General features: G+C 66.6%; 9 protein-coding genes and 1 pseudogene. All 10 read left to right on the top strand.

Annotation, left to right across the window (positions count from 1 at the left end; all coding sequences use genetic code 11):
• Positions 1–351 precede the first annotated feature (351 nt).
• Entirely contained in the window at positions 352–1,920 is a 1,569-nt protein-coding gene (locus tag NQV17_RS00050; protein ID WP_257767679.1) for a multicopper oxidase family protein, read from the top strand.
• 43 nt (positions 1,921–1,963) lie between these two features.
• Entirely contained in the window at positions 1,964–3,538 is a 1,575-nt protein-coding gene (locus tag NQV17_RS00045) for a multicopper oxidase domain-containing protein (protein ID WP_374692667.1), read from the top strand.
• Positions 3,539–3,555: 17 nt separating this feature from the next.
• Positions 3,556–11,721 carry an Ig-like domain-containing protein gene (locus NQV17_RS00040; RefSeq protein ID WP_257767678.1) on the top strand — a complete coding sequence of 2,722 codons (8,166 nt, stop codon included), beginning with the start codon at positions 3,556–3,558 and terminating at the stop codon, positions 11,719–11,721.
• Between the two features lie 12 nt (positions 11,722–11,733).
• Complete coding sequence (locus NQV17_RS00035) at positions 11,734–12,237, top strand: hypothetical protein (RefSeq protein WP_257767677.1); 504 nt, start codon at positions 11,734–11,736, stop codon at positions 12,235–12,237.
• A gap of 42 nt (positions 12,238–12,279) precedes the next feature.
• Positions 12,280–13,104 (top strand): outer membrane lipoprotein-sorting protein, encoded by an 825-nt coding sequence (locus tag NQV17_RS00030; protein ID WP_374692659.1) that lies wholly within the window; start codon positions 12,280–12,282, stop codon positions 13,102–13,104.
• Positions 13,105–13,131: 27 nt separating this feature from the next.
• Positions 13,132–13,950: a hypothetical protein gene (locus NQV17_RS00025; RefSeq protein ID WP_257767675.1), complete on the top strand. Its 819-nt coding sequence runs from the start codon at positions 13,132–13,134 to the stop codon at positions 13,948–13,950.
• Positions 13,947–15,665, top strand: a complete 1,719-nt coding sequence (locus NQV17_RS00020; RefSeq protein WP_257767673.1) for a c-type cytochrome — start codon at positions 13,947–13,949, stop codon at positions 15,663–15,665. Before NQV17_RS00025 ends, NQV17_RS00020 begins: the two co-directional genes overlap by 4 nt.
• A gap of 154 nt (positions 15,666–15,819) precedes the next feature.
• Positions 15,820–17,205: a cytochrome C gene (locus NQV17_RS00015; protein ID WP_257767671.1), complete on the top strand. Its 1,386-nt coding sequence runs from the start codon at positions 15,820–15,822 to the stop codon at positions 17,203–17,205.
• Positions 17,206–17,248: 43 nt separating this feature from the next.
• Positions 17,249–17,929 (top strand): cytochrome c, encoded by a 681-nt coding sequence (locus NQV17_RS00010; RefSeq protein ID WP_257767669.1) that lies wholly within the window; start codon positions 17,249–17,251, stop codon positions 17,927–17,929.
• 183 nt (positions 17,930–18,112) lie between these two features.
• Positions 18,113–18,424 (top strand): annotated as a pseudogene (locus NQV17_RS00005) (c-type cytochrome biogenesis protein CcsB); the annotation flags it as partial.

Raw genomic sequence — 18,424 nt, 5'->3', positions numbered from 1 at the left:
CCGCCACCAGGGCCTGAATGCCGCGGTTGCGCCACAGCGAAGTCTACCGCGTCGCCAGCCATCCTTCCCCGGATCGCCGCGTCGTTCGGCGCCCGACCCTCGTTTCCGTCATTTCTATCATCGGCTGGCCGCGCCGCCGGCGTGCCCGCGCGGTGTGCGCCGATCGTGCGGCAAATGATGCTCCCCGTTCGCCGGGGACCCCCTATGCAAAAGTAGGAGGGTGACCCATCCCGGCCTTGCGCGCGCGTCCGCAGAATGCCGGTACGGGCCGTGAAAGCTTCGCGGCCCGCGTCTGCAGCAGAGCATGACGTCCAGCGCGTGTCGCTGGCGGACCCCTTGGATGGAGGTCATATGTTCAGTACCCGCGCGTGTTGCAGCAGTGTGGCGGCACTGTTGCTCCTGATGTGCGCCGTTCCCTCGTTTGCCCAAACGTTTCGCGTCCAATGTCCGTTCACCACGCCGTCCCATCCGACGGCGCTGCCGGCCGGCGGTGCGGAACCCGCCTACACCGGACCGTCCTTCACCGGGCCGAACTCCACGCCGACCGGTGTCGTCAACGGCGCCATCAAGTGTCAGCAGATCTCGGGCGGCGACGGGTACGCCACCATGGCCGACGGCACGCAGACGTACCTGTTTGCCTTCGGCCCGTTGTCCGGCATCGCCGATATCCAGGCCGGCCGCGCCGGTACGGAATTCGCGGCCGTGTTCAACACGGTCGGCGATCCGCGAACCGACACGACCTACAACGGCGCGGTCGGCCTCGTGCCCGACCCGGAATCGTCGCCGCCGGGCCAGTTGACCGGCCATGTGGATCCGCGCCCGATCATGGACATCGGCGTGATGAACGGCAACATGCCGGCGCCCGAGATGGCGATCGACGAGGACGACGAGTTCTTCCTGACGCTCACGAACGTCGGCATGATCATGCGCCCCGACCTGTTCGAGCAGCACACGGTGCACTTCCACGGCTATCCGAACGCGTCGTCGTTCTATGACGGCGTGCCGGATGCGTCGGTGGCGATCAACATCGGCGCCAGCTTCACCTATTACTATCTCGCGCCCGACGCCGGCACCTACTTCTGGCACTGCCACATCACGCCGCCGGAGCACCTCCAGATGGGGATGGTCGGCCAGATCTTCGTGCGGCCGCGCCAGAACCGGGTGCCGTCCGGCCAGTCGCTGTACGCGTCGCTGGTCGCGCAGCAAGGCGATCTTCGCACGCGCTGCGGCAACGACATTCTGTGCTCGACGCCGCTGCCGCCTTCGAACGGCGTGCTGCACGTGAATGACAAGAGCGGCAAGCCGACGCTCTACGCGTATAACGACGGCGACGGTTCGACTGCATACGACGTCGAGTATCCGGTGCAGATCCACGGCTTCGATCCGAACTTCCATTTCGTGGGGATGACGTTCAACCCGGAACCGTTCACCGACATGAAGGACAAGTACTTCATGCTGAACGGGCGCAGCTATCCGGACACGGTGACCCAGGGGCCGATGCAGACCCCGGTGGCCGACGGCACGGCCCATGTTTCCCAGCCGCTGCCGACCATCATCAATATCCCGGCCGGCGGCCGCGCGCTGCTCAGGATTTCCGATCTCGACGTCACCGAATTCCAGACGCTCGCGTCGCTGGGCGTGAGGATGCACGTGATCGGCGTCAACGCCCGGTTGCTGCGCGACATGGCCGGCAACGACATGACCTACTACACGAACTCGATCACGCTCGGCGGCGGCGAATCCATCGACGTGATTCTCGATGCGAGCGACACGACGAAGTACGCGCCGGGGTCGGTCTACTACCTCTACACGCCGAATCTCGATCACCTGTCGAACGACGCCGAGAACTTCGGGGGGCTGATGACGGAGGTCCGCATCTGCCCGGCCGCGCTCAACCCGGCTACGAAGTCCTGCATCTAGGAGAAATATCGTGGGCCACTTCACTCATGACATCCGGACCGCTATGTGCACGGGTGCCGGACGGCTCGTACGGCTCGCCGTGGCAATGCTTGCCGCATTGCTCTGCGGGCCGGTTCTGGCCGCCGCGCCGGGCATCACCGGCACGCATTTCGACCTGAGCGCGGAAGCGAGCCGCATCAGCCAGCCGGACGGCACGAGCGTCTATTCGTGGGGCTACGGCTGCCGCACGGCGCCGGCGGGATTCTCGCCGGCGGGCATCACGGGGGCGAACTGCCCGAGCATGCAGATTCCCGGGCCGACGCTGATCGTGCGGCAAGGCGACGTGATCACGGTGACGCTCACGAACAACCTGCCCGCGGCCGCGGGCAACACGTCGATCCTGTTTCAGGGGTTCCAGGTGTGCGCGGCGGCGCTCAATCCCGACGGCTCGTGTCCGGCCGCGCTCACCGGCGTGCCCGGGCTGCTCACGCGCGAGGCGTCGCACGGCAACACGGTCACCTACAGTTTCGTCGCGGCGACGCCCGGCACGCATGCCTACTACAGCGGTACACGGGGCGACCTGCAGATCGAGATGGGCCTCTATGGCGCGATCATCGTATTGCCGACCTCGGCGCCGGGCGTGCTGGCCGTGCCGGCCGGATGCCGCGCAGTCGCCGCGACGCTGCCCGACGGCCAGCCGGACTACCGCAACGCGGCGGCGGCATACAACCATGTTTCGGCCTGCTATGACCGTGAGTATCTTTTTCAGTTCTCCGAAATGGATCCGCGCATCCATACGCAGGCCGAGCAGGAGGCCGCGAAGACGTGCGCGCTGCCGACGGGCTGCATGACCGTCGAGACCGAGCCTTATCACCCCGCGTACTTCATGATCAACGGCCGTTCGATGCCGGACGACATGGATCCGAACTATGCGATGCAGTATCCGCATCAGCCCTACAACGGCAATCCGCACATGCACCCCGGCGAGCTGGTGCTGTTGCGGATCATCGGTACGGGCCGATGGCAGCATCCGTTCCACGAGCACGGCAACCACGTCCGCGTGCTCGCGCGCGACGGCAACCTGCTGCTTGCCCAGTCGGACGCGACCAAGGTCGCGGGCCCGCTGCTGTTCACCACGACCACGACGCCGGGCGAAACCCTGGACGGCATCTTCTACTGGACCGGCAAGGGGCTCAACTGGGACGTCTACGGGCACAAGCCCGGCGACGGCAGCGTCTGCATTCCCGATGCGAACGGCTACTACACCGCTGACCCGACGGCGCCGAACTACTACGAATGGTGCGCGGACCACAACAAGGCGCTCGAAGCGCATCCGTTCGGCAACGTCGGCAGCGGCGGACCGGTCACGCTGCCCGACTCGCACATCCTGACGAACGGTGCGTGGTATGGCGGCAGTCCCTATCTCGGACCGGATGCGACGATCCGCGCGACCTCGCCGACCGGCACGACGCCGCCGAGCGGCACGATCGCGAATCCGCCGGGAAGCGAAGCGGGCTTTGCATTCATGTGGCATTCGCACAATGAACGCGAGATCACCACGAACAACATCTTCCCGGGCGGAATGATGATGATGATGCTCGTCGATCCACAAGTCTTCGTGATCAACGAAGGCAACTAGAGGCGGGGAGAACGGAAATGCGATTCATCCAGTTCAAGGCGACGTTTCTCCGCCTGGCCAAGGCGAGCCTCGCCGCGTCGATGCTGCTGGCAGCGAGCGAGGCATCGCTCGCCCAGACCGTGAACCTGACGGCGAAGGCAGTGACTGCCACGATGCCCGACGGCGAGATCGTGCCGATGTGGGGCTACACGTGCTCGGCGGCCGCCGTGGCGCCGGCCACCTGTGCGGCGGCCAATCCCGGCGCCGGATCGGGCTGGTCGCCGGTGGTGATCACCGTGCCGTCCGGCGCGTCGCTGACGATCAACCTCACGAACAGTCTGCCGGCCTCCGTGCCGACGTCGCTCGTGATCGTCGGCCAGCTGGGCGGCGGTCTCGGCAAGACGGCGACGTCGACCCCGAGCCCCGTGCATCCGACCCAGACCTCGACGACCTGGCCGATCGCCGGCACCGGCAGCGGTGCGACGTTTACGCCGCCCGCGCAAGGGCCGCGGGTTCAGTCGTTCTCGACCGAAGTGGCGCACGGCGCGACGACGGCGTTGACGTGGAACAACCTGCGCCCCGGCACCTACCTGATCGAATCGGGCTCCCATCCGTCGATCCAGGGGCCGATGGGCCTTTACGGCGTGCTGGTGGTGAGCACGCCGCCGGCGTCCGCAACGTCGCGACCGGTCGCCTATCCGGGCGTGCCATACGATGCCGACATCCCGCTCGTGCTGAGCGAAATCGATCCGGTGCAGAACGCCGCGGTCGCCGCGGCCGTGGCGACGACCGGCTTCAGCGAAACCAAGGTATGGTCCGGCCTTTCCGGTGGCTGCGGGGATTCGCACTCCTCATCGTTCGGCACCTGCTATCCGCCGGCCGTGAACTACGATCCGCGTTATTACCTGATCAACGGCGTCGCTTTCGATCGTACGCATCCGGAGCGCTCGTCGTTCCCAGCAACGGCTTCCGTGTCGACCGGCCAGGTGCTCCTGCGCTTCGTCAACGCGGGCCTGCGGATGCACGTGCCGTCGGTGGTCGGCGCGCAAACCGGCACCCCGCAGGTCTCCGGCTTCGCGCTCGTCGCCGAGGACGGCAATCCGCTGCCCGGCAATCCGCGCGTGCAGTCGTCCGTGTTCATGGCGGCCGGCAAGACTTACGACGTGATGATGACCGCGCCGGGCCTGAATGCGCCCGCGCTGCCGGTGTTCGACCGGCAACTGAGCCTGTCCACCAACAACCAGCGCGACGGCGGCATGCAGGCGTATCTCAGCATCAACAACGGCGCGCTTCCGTCGGCTGGCGGAGGCGGCCAGAACGTCGTCGCCAATCCCGACAAGTACTTCCTCGTGGCGGGCAACACGCTGACCGTGGCGGACCCCGGGAAAGGGGTGATCGCCAATGACGTCGGCGTCTATGGCGTGCAGCTCGTGACCAAGCCGGCCAACGGCACGGTGACGCTGAACCCGGACGGCACGTTCAACTACGTGCCTAATGCCGGTGCAACGTCGGACAGCTTCGTGTATCAGGCGAACGGCAATCCCGCGGTCACCGCGACGGTGACGCTGGCTCCCTGCACGCAAGCCGCCGGCTGCCTGTCCGGGCCGCCGGTCGCTCACGACGACAGCTACACGAGCAACATCGCGTCGCGGCTGCAGATCGGCGCGCCGGGCGTGCTCGTCAACGACACGGACCCGAGCGGCCTGCCGCTCACCGCGGCAGTGGTGCCGGGCAGCGTCAGCGGCGGCACCGTCACGCTGAATGCGGACGGTTCGTTCTCCGTGACGCCGAGCGCGCCGCCCGTCGGCGCCGCGACCGCGGGCGTGACCTTCAAGTATACGGCGGTCAACTCGCAGAACACGGCGAGCGCCGCCGCGAACGTTGCCGTCACGTTCAAGGGCGGCAGCGGGCTCGCCGTGAAGGTGCTGGACGGGCCGAGCACGGCACCGGGCAAGACGCCCGTGCAGCTCACCGACTACCGCTGGATCATCGAGGAAGACCGCACGTTCCAGATCGACCCGGCCTGCCAGGTGAACACGACGCCGCGCCCCGCGAACTGTCCGCCGCTGCCGGTGCCGAGTCTCGGCACCAGCTTCCATACGAGCTACATGCCGGTGGTCGCGGCGGGTTGCGTCGGCACGGTGGCGTGCGAGTCGGGGCAGACGGTGTTCGATCCTGCCACCAACACGCACGTGCCCACGGTATGCGATATCGGCAACGGTGCGTGCCGCACGAACGCCGCGCAACAGGTGGCGGTCGACCCGAGCCAGGTGTCGCTCGATCCGACCAAGCACTACTACATCTCGATCCTGCCGGGCGACGCGGGCAACAGCTTCTCGAATGGCGCAGGCGCCCCGCAGCCCGTCGATCCGGACAAGCCCGACGGACCGAAGCGTCAGTTCGACATCTCGAAGGATTGCCCGTCGGGCCCCGGCGGCGCGGATTTCGCGCCGGGCACGGGCACCTGCGGTCATACGATGGGCGGCGCGCCGATCGCGCCGGCCCAGAAGAGCGTCAACGTGCTCGTGCAGGAGACGCCATTGCAGACCGCGAAGATCTCGGTATTCGTGTTCGAGGACGACGCGCCCGTCAACGGCGAAGTGGACGTGAGCGGCGGCAACGACGCCTTCGGCAGCGCGCATGAGCCGGGTCTCGGCGGGTTCGAGATCAAGCTGTTCGACGATGCCGGCGGCACCGGCGACGCCACCGGGCAGATGACCTACGACATGTTCAACATGCCGCTGTCGAATTCGCTGCAGGGCACCCGCGATCCCGCCACGGGCCTGAACGCTTGCCCGATTTCGACGACGTCGACCGACGGCCTCGTCGGCATGATCCCGACCTGCCCGAAGTACGAGTCCGACGGCAAGACGCTGTCGCCGCTGGTCGGCCAGGCGGTCATCGCGAACCTGATGCCGGGACGCTATGGCGTCGTCGCGACGCCGGGCGCCGACCGGACCGGCCGCGGCGAGGAATGGCTGCAGACCAACACGCTGGACGGACAGAAGGCGCACGACGCGTTCATCAAGGTCGGCGGCCCGTCGTACTTCCAGGAGTTCGGGCCCGCGGGCTTCCACGTGTCGATCGGCTTCGCGAATCCGAAGATCATCAACGACCGGCTGCCGGTGGTATGCGCCGGCGCGACCTGCAACAACTCGCTCGCCGGCCGGATCACGAATCTGCACTACAGCCGCCCACCGAACGAGAACCTGTACGGCTCGGGCTCGCGCGATTCGCTCGGCTTCACGCAGTGCTACGTGAGCGTCGGCGACACCGACGGGGAGGACATCGCCTTTACCAAGTGCAATCCCGACGGCACGTTCAAGATCAGCGGCCTGCCCGACGGCACGTTCCGCATCACGGTCTTCGATCAGTGGAACGACCAGATCGTCGACGGGCTGGCGACGGCGACACAGTTGAAGGGCGGACAGTCCAAGGACCTCGGCGACATCCCCGTGCTGCAGTGGCATACGAATCTGTATACGCGGTCCTTCTTCGACCAGAACGGCGACGGCGTGTCGCAGGACAGCGAGCCCGGGCTCGCGCTCGTGCCGACCAACATCCGTTTCCGCGACGGGAGCTATTCGAATTTCAACAACACGGACCTGAACGGCTTCGCCGGATTCAACGAAGTGTTCCCGCTGTTCAACTGGTACGTGGCCGAAGCCGACACGACGCGCTACAAACAGACGGGCGTGCACGTGGTGTATGACGCGGGCGGCCCGGTCGACGGCACGCCTGGCGGCGGCAACTCGAACATCGCGGCGAATTTCGCCAACACGGTCGAATCGTCGACGGCGCATCTGCCGACGAACCTGCGCGTGCCGGGTGCCAAGTATTGCAACGACGCGGATTGCACCGACCAGTCCGGCACGAACCCGTCGACCGCGCGGATCGACCCGCCGTGGGTGACGACCGAAGGCTGGCAGGGCTTCTCCGGCCAGAATTCGTTCATCGAGTTCGGCAAGAAGCCGTACGGCCCGACCGAGAACGGCGGCATCAAGGGCGAGGTGATCTACGCGTCGACGCGGCCGTTCGACGACCCGGCGCTGCTGATTCACACGAGCTGGACGCCGGACATTCCGAACGTGACGGTCAACCTGTACCGGGAGGACACGGCGACGGACGGCACGACGACGCTCGCGCTCGTCGATACGACCAAGACCAGCAGCTGGGACGACTGGGCGCAGGGCTTCCGCTCCGACGGCATTCCGAACATGAACTGCCCGGGGCAGGAGGCGAGCGACCCGTTCTTCTATACGTTGAAGAACAGCCCGCAGTGGCTCGACCCGACGCATCGTGCGTTGCCTGCGAATTCGCAGTTCAAGTGCTATGACGGCATGCATGCGTTCAACCAGGTGCAGCCGGCGCCGTACGACGGGATGTACCAGTTCCCGAGCGTGACGACGCGCGATCCGTCGACAGGCCTGCCGACGGGCACGAACTGCACGATCTGCGTGGCGAATCCGTCGGGCGACGGCACCAAGATGCTGCCGACCGGGAAATACGTCGTCGAGGTGGTGGTGCCGCCGGGCTACGAGCTCGTGAAGGAGGAGGACAAGAACATCCTGATCGGCGACAACTACATCGCCCCGGTGACGCAGCAGTTCGGCGGCCTCGGCAACATCTTCATCCTGCCCGACCAGGCAGCGATGAATTCGACCTTCAACCCGAACAATGCGCAGAATCCGACGACGGACCTGGGCTCGCTGCCGCGGCACGAAGGCGACACGGGCAGTGTCGAGACCTTCTGGCCGTGCGTCGGCGCGCTGCGTATCGTGCCGGACTACATCAGCCTGTTCCCGGGCTCGAAGGAGGTCGCGCCGTTCGCGGGTGCATCGCGGCACCTGTGCGACCGCAAGGAAGTCACGCTCACGAACGAGATGTCGGCGCTCGCGAAGTTCTGGCTGTTCAGCTCGACGCATGTCGCCGCGCACTACACCGGCTTCATGCTCGACGACTTCTCGTCCGAGTTCGATCCGTACTCGCCGCAGTTCGGCGAGAAGTTCGCGGTGCCGAACGTGCCGATCTCGATGAAGGACTTCGCCGGCAATGAAGTGGCGCGTACGTATTCGGATTCGTGGGGCATCTTCAACGGGCTGAACTATTCGACGTGGCAGGTCAACCCGCCGAACCCGACCGGCTACGCGCCGACGATGATGGTCGCGTGCATGAACGATCCGGACATGCCCGACCCGGCGCATCCGGGGAAGACGATCCGCGATCCGATGTTCAACCCGGCATACAGCCAGTTCTGCTACGAGATCCCGTTCATGCCCGGCCAGACCCAGTACATGGACACGCCGGTGGTGCCGGTGCAGGCGTTCGCTTCCGGCTACAACCCGCCCGACTGCGCGTACCCGGACGGCACGCCCGCGATCGCCAGCGTGACCGGCGACGCGAGCGGCGGAGGGGCGGGCCCGTGGGTCAGCGCGGTCGGTCACCAGTTGACGATCAAGGCGCTCGGCGACCAGGTCGTGCCGAACAACGCGTACAACGGGCCAGCCGCGACCGCCGCGCCGTTCAACCAGAAATTCGTCACGCGCCACTATGGCTTCGGCGCGACGCAAGGGAAGGTCACGATCGGCGGCCACGTGGCTTCAGTGCAGTCGTGGAGCGACTCGGAGATCCATGTCGTCGTCACGCCGTTGATCGGCTCGAGCTGCACCGTTGATCAACGCGGCGTGCTGACGCCGGCGTCGTGCGGCGAACTGGTCGTCACGACCGCCAGCGGCAAGAACACGATCGATACGGTCACCGTGACGGTGGGCGGCAAGGCGCCGACCTACGTGAACGGCGAGAACGCGACCAACGACGCGATCCAGACCGCGATCGACAACGCGACCCCGGGCGACCTGATCATCGTCGGTCCGGGCACCTACAACGAAATGGTCGTGATGTGGAAGCCGGTGCGGCTGCAGGGCGTCGGCGCCCCGTCGGTCGTGATCAACGCGAACACGCATCCGTCGGGCAAGATGGACGCGTGGCGCAGGAAGGTCGACTGCCTGTTCGGTGTCGCAATGAACGGCGCGATGATCTCGGCATCGAACCCGTTCGATCCGACCGGCACGTACACGTGCCCGACGGCGATGCAGCGCAAGGTGGACCCGATCCCGTTCGAGCCGACCGTGGGGTGGGACGCGAACCTGAACGGCAACCTCGGCGAAATGCTGCTCGAGCCGACGCTGATGGGCGCGTACGAAGGCGCGGGCATCACGGTGCTCGGCAAGGGCGTGCGGGACGTGCTGGTGGGCGGCGTGCCGCAACCCGACCCGAACTGCACCGCGAACGGCATTTGCGTGCCGCTCACGGGCCCGACGCGGTTCCAGCCGAACCCGCCGGATTGCCGGAATAACCCGAGCAACTTCCTGTGCAATCCGTCGCGCATCGACGGCATCACGGTCACGAACAGCTCGCAAGGCGGCGGCGGGATTTTCCTGCACGGCTGGAACCATCTGATGGAGGTGTCGAACAACCGTGTGTTCGCGAACGCGGGCACGCTTTCCGGCGGCATCTCGGTCGGCCAGGTCGAGGTACCGGACGGCACGATCGCGGCCGACGGCATCACCCAGCTTCCGTTCGGCTTCAACAAGGCCGTGAACGTGCATCACAACTCGGTGACGTCGAACGCGGCGTACGGCGACGAAATCAATTCGAGCACGCCGTCGTCGGCCGGCGGCGTGGTGTTCTGCTCGGGCGCCGACAACTATCACTTCAACTACAACTGGGTGTGCGGCAACATGAGCAGCGGCGACGGCGGAGGCGTCGCGCACTTCGGCTTCAGCTACGCCGGCGACATCTCGCACAACTGGGTGCTGTTCAACCAGAGCAACAACCCGACACTGCCCACCTACGGCGGCGGCATCATCGCCCAGGGCGTGCCGCCGGACGGCACCTTCTGCGAAAACTCGACGGTCGACGTGGACTGCGCACCGCAACTGTCCGACGGCATCGGGCCGCAACTGGTGATCGACGGCAACCTGATCATGGGCAACACGGCGGAGAGCGGCAAGGGCGGCGGGCTGCGGCTGCAGCAGGTGAACGGCACGGACGTGGAGCGCAGCCCCAACAACGCGGCAAATTGGTACACGGTTCGCGTCATCAACAACATCATTGCGAACAACGTCGCGGGCTGGGGCGGAGGCGGCGTGTCGTTGCAGGACGCGGTGCGCGTGAGTTTCGTCAACAACACCGTGATGTCGAACGACGCGACGGCGTCCGCCGGCGTGCTGTTCAACACGGATGCGGCCAGCCAGGCGAACGTCGGGCCGCCGAACTGCACCACGGTCGGCGCGCAAACGACGTGCAACCCGATCACGACGTCGACGTACCAGCCGGCCGGGCTCGAGACCGCGCGGCATACGGCGAACTTCATCGCCGCGTTCACCGCGCCCGGCGTCGCGTGTCCGGCAGGTCTGCCGAACTGCACGACGTTCTCGAACCCGGTGCTGACCAACAACGTGTTCTGGCAGAACCGCACGTTCTTCATCACGGTGTCCGGGGTGAATCCGAACATCCCCGGGCTGCAGAACACGGTTGCGCTGAACCCGACGTTGAACCAGGCCGGGCATGCGACGGGCTATTGCGATCCGAACGCGGTCTATTGGGACATCGGTGCGTATGGCGACACGGGCCCGGGCAACCATCAGTCGGGTCTCACGCTGAGCCCGCAGTACTCGATCCTGACCGACGTGGGCGACTACCCGGGCGCGAACAACAGCGGGTCCAACCCGTCGGTCGTGAGCCAGTACTGCAATGGGGCGCGCGTGCCGCCGGAAGGAGGCGGAAACGGCTTCGCGGTGCCGCCCGGCATCTCGGACACGGTGCTGCCGAACCCGCTGTTCAGCCTGCTGCCGTCGGCGGTGCCTGACGAGGGCAATCAGTGGATCAACATGTCGTACGGCCCGCTGTCGCTGTTCAACATGTCGATCGCGTCAGGCGGCTCCGGGTATGGCGTGCTGCTCGGCAACTACTCGCTGCGCGCAGGTTCGCCCGCGATCAACGCTGGAACGCAGGCGGGCGCGCCGAATCATGATTTCTTCGGCACGACGCGTCCGCAGCAGGGGAAGTACGACATCGGTGCGGTCGAGTTCCTGCCGTCCGGGCTCGTGAGCGGTCTGCCGATCGATCCGCTGGCGCTCGGCACGGTGCTGACCGGCGGCGTGGGTGGCTTGCCGCTCACCCCGCTGGTGACGCTACCTTGAATGGAGAAGGCAATGAACCGTTCACGTTTGTTGCGCCGGCGGGCGGCGCTTTGCGCAGTCGCCGCCTGCGTTGCCGCCGCCGCCGCGCTCGCGGGGCCGGTCGCGGCCCAGCAGGCGGCGACTGCGGGGGCCGGCGCCAGGCATTCGCCGTATCGGCCCGACCTGCCGAAGCGGGCGCGGACCTACTTCATGGTGACGCGCGGGATCGACAACCTGAAGGTGCACCGCATCACATCGGACAACCTGATCCGTTTCAGCTACCGCGTGACCGATCCGGCCGCGGCGAAGCGGCTAGCCGACAGGAGCGCGACACCGTATCTGTACGGGCAGACGAGTCACGCGCTGCTCGAGGTGCCGGTGATGGACAAGATTGGCCAGTTGCGGCAAAGCGGCCGGCTCGAAGCCGGCCGGGAATACTGGATGGTGTTTTCGAACAAGGGCAACGTCGTCAAGGTCGGCGAACGCGTGAACGTGATCATCGGATCGTTGCATATCGACGGGCTGCTGGTCGAATGACGATGCGGCCGCGATGCGCGGCACGGGAACAGGAGAAGACTCATGACCCGGTTTCTTTCGGTAGCAATGGGGGCGGTCTCATTGGCGGGTTTGCTTGCGCTGGCGCCCGACTCGATCGCGGCCTCGGCGGCAGGCACCGCCCAGGCCAAGGCGGCATCGGCGGGGCACGCGAGCGCCGCGCAGATCGTCGAGCGCAACGTGGCGGCGCGCGGCGGGCTGCAAGCGTGGCGCACGGTCAACACGCTGACGATGTCGGGGCTGATGGAGGCCGGTGGCAAGAAGAACACCGCGCTGCCGTTCGTGATGACGATGAAGCGTCCGCACAAGAGTCGCTTCGAAGTCCGCTTCAACGGGCAGACGGCGTTCCAGGTCTATGACGGTACACAGGGCTGGAAAGTCCGGCCGTTTCTCGGCCGTGACGAAGTCGAGCCCTACACGCCGGCCGAGGCGAAGTCGGCGGCGCAGTCCGCGGAACTGGACGGGCCGCTCGTCGATTACGCGAGCAAGGGCAGCACGGTTCAGCTGATCGGCTCGGAAACGGTGGAAGGACATCGCGCCTACGTGTTGAAAGTGACGACGAAAGAGCGTGCGGAGCGTCGCGTATGGATCGATGCGGCCACGTTCCTCGAGCTGAAGATCGACGGCGAGCCGCGCGTGCTCGACGGCAGGACGCACGGCGTCTCCGTGTTCTTCCGCGACTTCCGCAAGGAGGGGGGAATCGTCGTGCCGCACACGCTCGAGACGGCCGTTGCCGGCGTGAAGGGCACGCACAAGTTGACGATCGATCACGTGGCGGTGAATCAGCCGGTGGACGATGCGTCGTTCGGCAAGCCGCAGCTCGGGGCGGCCAGGGTGTCGAGCCGCTAGCCGGACGATCGGGCGAGGACCGAGGCCATGAAGCGAATCGAATCGTGGGTGCTCGCCGCCTGCATGGCGGCAGCCTTGTGCGCGTGCAAGCAAGTACCGGGGCAGGGTCTCACCGCGGACCAGATCGTCGAGAAGAATGTCGCCGCGCGGGGCGGGCTCGACGCATGGCGCAAGGTCCGGACGATGGTCTGGTTCGGCCATGTCGACAGCGCGAACGCCCCCGTGCGGGACATGCCGTTCGTCCTCGCGATGAAGCGGCCGAACAAGACGCGCTTCGAGCTGACGGTATTGAACGAGAAGAGTGTGCGTGTCTTCGACGGCAGGGAAGGCTGGAAGCTGGGCGCGAGTCCGCGGCCGTATTCGAGCGACGAGATCAGGTCGGCGCGTGACGAGCAGGTGATCGACGGGCCGCTGATCGATCACGACGCGAAGGGCGTCGGCGTGGCGCTGGAAGGGGTCGACCAGATCGGCGGGCACGATGCATACCGCCTCGCGGTGACGCTGCCTTCCGGCGCGGTTCGCCATGTGTGGATCGATGGCCGCACGTTCCTGGACGTGAAGTTCGACCGTCAGTTGCGCGGCCCGCGCGGCCCGGTCACCGTCGAAGTGAGCTACAGCGATTTCAAGGCCATCGACGGCCTGCAGATCCCGCTCAGGATCGAAAGCCATACGGCGGCTTCCCCGAACAGGGACACGCTGGTCATCGACAAGGTGTCGCTGAATCCGCCGCTCGACGATGCGATCTTCACCCGGCCCGCGTCGCCGGGCGGACGCCGTTCGGTCGCGATCGATGCGAGCGTGTCGCCGGCGCCGCCGCGTGCCGGCCTGCCGACGGCACGGCCATGAACGGCATCCGGCGGCGGCTGCGCGCCCTCGTGGCGGCGCGTCCGCTTGCCGTGAGCCGCCGGCTGGCGCGCTGGATGTTGCTGGCCGCGCTGTGCGCGCCCGCCGGTTACGCGCGCTGCGACGAGGTGGCGCCCGCCGAGCCCGTCGCGCCGGTCGAGCCCGTGCCCGTCGCGCCGGCGGACGCGGGCGAGGCGATCTACCGGCGCGGCATCCTCGGTTCGGGCGCGCCGCTCGAAGCCGTGCATCCGGACGGCGTGCGCCTGCGCGGCGCGGCGGCCGCCTGCATCAATTGCCACCGGCGCAGCGGCCTCGGTTCGAAGGAAGGCAACAACACGGTCCCGCCGATCACGTGGCGCTATCTGGCGCATCCGCGCGCGCAAACCGCCGAGGATCTCGACATCCCGTACGTTGCCGGCATGCGCACCGATCGCGAACCGTACACGGAGGAACGGCTCGCGCGGGCCGTGCGCGACGGGACCGCCCCGGATGGCCAGCCGCTCGGCAGGCTGATGCCGCAGTACGCGCTCGGCGATGCCGACATGGTTGCGCTGACGGCCTATCTGAAGCGCCTCGATCGCCGCCGGCCGTCGGGCGTGACCGACACGGTGCTGCATTTCGCGACGATCGTCACGCCCGATGCGGACCCGGTGAAGCGGGCGGGCATGCTCGACGTCCTGCAGCACTACTTCGCGGACAAGAACGCGTTTCCGTTCGGCGCGACGCCGCCGCTGCGCTCGACGCGAAAAATGATGTTCATGGTCAATCGGCGCTGGGAGCTTCATGTGTGGTCGCTCACCGGCCCGCCCGACACGTGGCATGAGCAGCTCAGGCAGTATTTCGCGCGACAGCCGGTGCTGGCCGTCGTGTCGGGGCTCGGCGGCAGGAACTGGGCGCCCGTTCACGACTTCTGCGAACAGCAGGCCGTGCCGTGCCTGTTTCCGAACGTCGAGGTGCCGGTCGAGACCGATCACGATTTCTATTCCGTGTACTTCTCGCGCGGCGTGCTGCTCGAGTCGGACCTGATCGCGAAGCGCATCCTGGACGAAGCCGGTGCGCGGCCGGTGAAGACGGTCCGGCAGGTCTATCGCGCGGGCGACAACGGCGAGCGGGGCGCACAGGCGCTGGCCGCCGCGCTGAAGGCGCACGGCATCGCGGTGTCGAATCGCGCGCTTGCGCCTCACGAGGATGTCGCACATGCGTTGCACGGGATGCCGCGCGACGATGCGCTCGTGCTGTGGCTGCGGCCGCCCGACCTCGCGGCGCTCGAGCATGTGCCGCCCGCGTCGGACACGGTGTTCATGTCGGGGCTGCTCGGCGGGCTCGACAGCACGCCGCTGCCGACGCGCTGGCGCGGCGTGACGCGCGTCGCCTATCCGTTCGACTTGCCCGAAGGGCGGCGCGTGCGCGTCGACTACGCATTCGGCTGGTTCACGATCCGGCACATCCCGATGGTCGCGCCGCAGGTGCAGGCCGACACGTATCTCGCATGCGGCCTGCTCGCCGAGACGCTGAAGCATCTGGTCGATGCGTTCGTGGGCGAGTATCTCGTCGAGCGCATCGAGGACATGCTCGAACGTCGCATCCTGACCGGCTACTACCCGCGCCTGACGCTCGCGCCCGGGCAGCGCTTCGCGTCGAAGGGCGGCTATATCGCGCGGTTCGCCGGGCCGGATCGCGCGACGCTTGCCGCCGATGGAGGCTGGATCGTTCCCTGAGCGGAGCGCGCACGTCGAGATGGATGGAGTAGGAATCAGACCGCGTATGGAGGAAGTCTCCCCATGCCGGTTTTCGCGGACGCTTCGCACAATGGAGACATCGCGCGACGTTCCGGCGCAGCGCGGGCCACACGGCGTGAGGAGGGAAACCGCCATGACAACGTTTCTTGTCGGGCATGACACGCGTCATCGCTGGGCGCATCGCGGCGGGATGATCGTGATCGCGGCGCTCGCGCTGCTGCAGGCGTCCGTCGGGCACGCGCTGCCGATCTTCGCGCGCCAGACCGGACAAAGTTGCGTCGCGTGCCATGCCGGCGGCCAGTTTCCCGAACTGACGCCGTACGGGCGCATGTTCAAGCTGAACGGTTATACGTTGGGCGAGCGCACGATTCCGCTCGCGGCGATGGCCGTCGCCGACATGAGCAAGACGCGAGCCAACAGCGACGCCAGCGGCAATCCGGTCACGCCGAAGAACGGCCTGCCGATCTTCGACTTCGCGAGCGTGTTCCTCGCCGGGAAGATCACCGACCATCTCGGCGGCTTCGCGCAATTCACCTATGCGAACTACGATCATCAGGATGCCAACGGAAAATGGAAAGGCTGGTGGGCATCGGACAACACCGACTTCCGCTTCGTCGACCGGATCATGTCTCCGGCCAACGATCTGATCCTCGGCCTGACGTTGCACAACAACCCGACCGTGCAGGATGTATTCAATACCGCGCCGGCCTGGAGCTACCCGTACATCGGCTCGGCGATCAGCCCGGTGGCCGGCGTTCCGGTCACGCCGGTGATCGAGGGCGCGCTCGCGATGCAGGTCGTCGGCATGGGCGGTTACCTGTACTGGAACAAGACGGTCTATGCGGAGCTGACCGCCTACAGCACCGCCGACGGCATCTGGTCGTTCCTGAGCAAGGGCAACCACGCGGGCAACCCGGACCACCCGCAGGTCTATCTGCGCGGCTACAACCCGTATGCGCGCATCGCGCTGACGCGCGAATGGGGGCCACACAGCCTGATGGTCGGCGCGTTCGGGCTGAGCGTCAACGTCTATCCGAACGACCCGAACAGTTTCCCGATCTTCGGCACGGGCGTGACGCGCTATCGCGACTACGGTTTCGACACGCAGTACCAGTACCTGCTGGAGCCGCACACGATTACCGCGCAGGCGCGCTACGTGCGCGAGAACATTCACGATCCCAACAACTTCGTCGTGAGCGACAACACGGCGGCGAACCTGAATTCGTTGCGGCTCAAGGCGTCGTACATCTACCAGGCCAAGTACGGCGTCAGCCTGTCGTTCTTCAATACGACGGGGACCGCGGACAGCGCCGCCTATGCGGCAAGCGCGAACTTCCATCCGAATACGCAGGGGTGGACGCCGGAAATATTCTGGATACCTGATCAGCACGTGCGCATCGGTATCCAGTACACGCACTTCACCAAGTTCCTCGGCGCGACGACCAACTACGACGGCAACGGACGCAATGCAAGGGACAACGACACGCTGTTCATCTATCTATGGCTGGCTTCATTCTGACACCCGGCGGGGCGACGGACATTGCGGCAGGGAGAGCGCTGACATGAACAAGGTGACCCATTTCGCTTGGCTTGCGCTGGTGCTGGCGGCATCGGGTTGTCACGACCTGGAGCGGTCGCGGGAAGTCGACAATCCGGCCGTGTCGGGCAAGACCATTGCATTGCAGGTGTGCTCGAACTGCCATGGCGCGACCGGTGTGTCGGTATCGCCGATGTTTCCGAAGCTCGCCGGGCAACGCAAGGAATACCTCGTCGATCAGTTGACCGACTTCAAGCATCACGCGCGCGCCGATCCGAATGCGAAGCGCTACATGTGGGGTTTCACGCATCTGACCGATGCGCAGATCGAGCAGCTCGCCGATTATTTCTCGAGCCAGCCGGCGGTGCTCGGCGAGGTCGGCGATCGCTTGCTGCTCGACGCGGGCAAGGCGATCTTCGTGTCGGGACTGCCGGACAAGGGCGTGTCGGCCTGTGTCGGGTGTCATGGCCAGCATGGCGAGGGCATGACCGGGTTCCCCCGGCTCGCCGGCCAGCACGCGGACTACGTGATGAAGCAGCTGAGGGTTTTCCGGGAAACCGACACGCGGCCACGCGGCGCGATCATGAAGGCGGTGTGCGCGAACATGACCGAACAGGACATGCGCGCGGTCGCGGCCTATGTCGAGGCCTTTCCGCCGGAAGCCGACGCACCGGCGAGCCCGGCGAGCCCGGCGGTCGAGCAATGAGCCGCCGGCGCCGAACCGGCGTCACATGCGGCAGGTGCCGCGGGGCGGGCAGACGAGCGGCGCCGGCGGCGATCGTTTAGGTGTCTCGTCTCCCCCGGGGCGGGGCGCCTCTTTTTATTTGCATCCGATGGTTCCATCCTGGTGACGCTCATGAAAGCCATTCAATCGTCCCGCGGCGGCATGATGTCCGTTGCCGCGTCGCTGTATCGGCTGCCTCGACGACTTCGCGCGCCGGCCGCGGTTCGCGCGTGCGGGCCGGGCGACGACCGTCCGTTCCTCGCGCGCCTGTCGGTCATCGACTGGCTGTTCGCCCTGGCACTCGTGGTCGGCGCGGGCCATGCGTTCGTGCATTACAACGAACACATGAATGACTACGACAAGGCGGTGATGATCGGCACCGTGCCGGCGCTCGTCGTGCTCGGCTGGCGCTGGAAGCCCGCGCGGCTGATGATGGCGTCGATCGCCGCGCTGTCGCTGCTGTCGATCCAGATCTAT

The sequence above is a fragment of the Burkholderia sp. SCN-KJ genome, from assembly GCF_024656005.1.
Taxonomy (GTDB): Bacteria; Pseudomonadota; Gammaproteobacteria; order Burkholderiales; family Burkholderiaceae; genus Burkholderia.
This window is presented reverse-complemented; position numbering and strand designations above follow the sequence as displayed.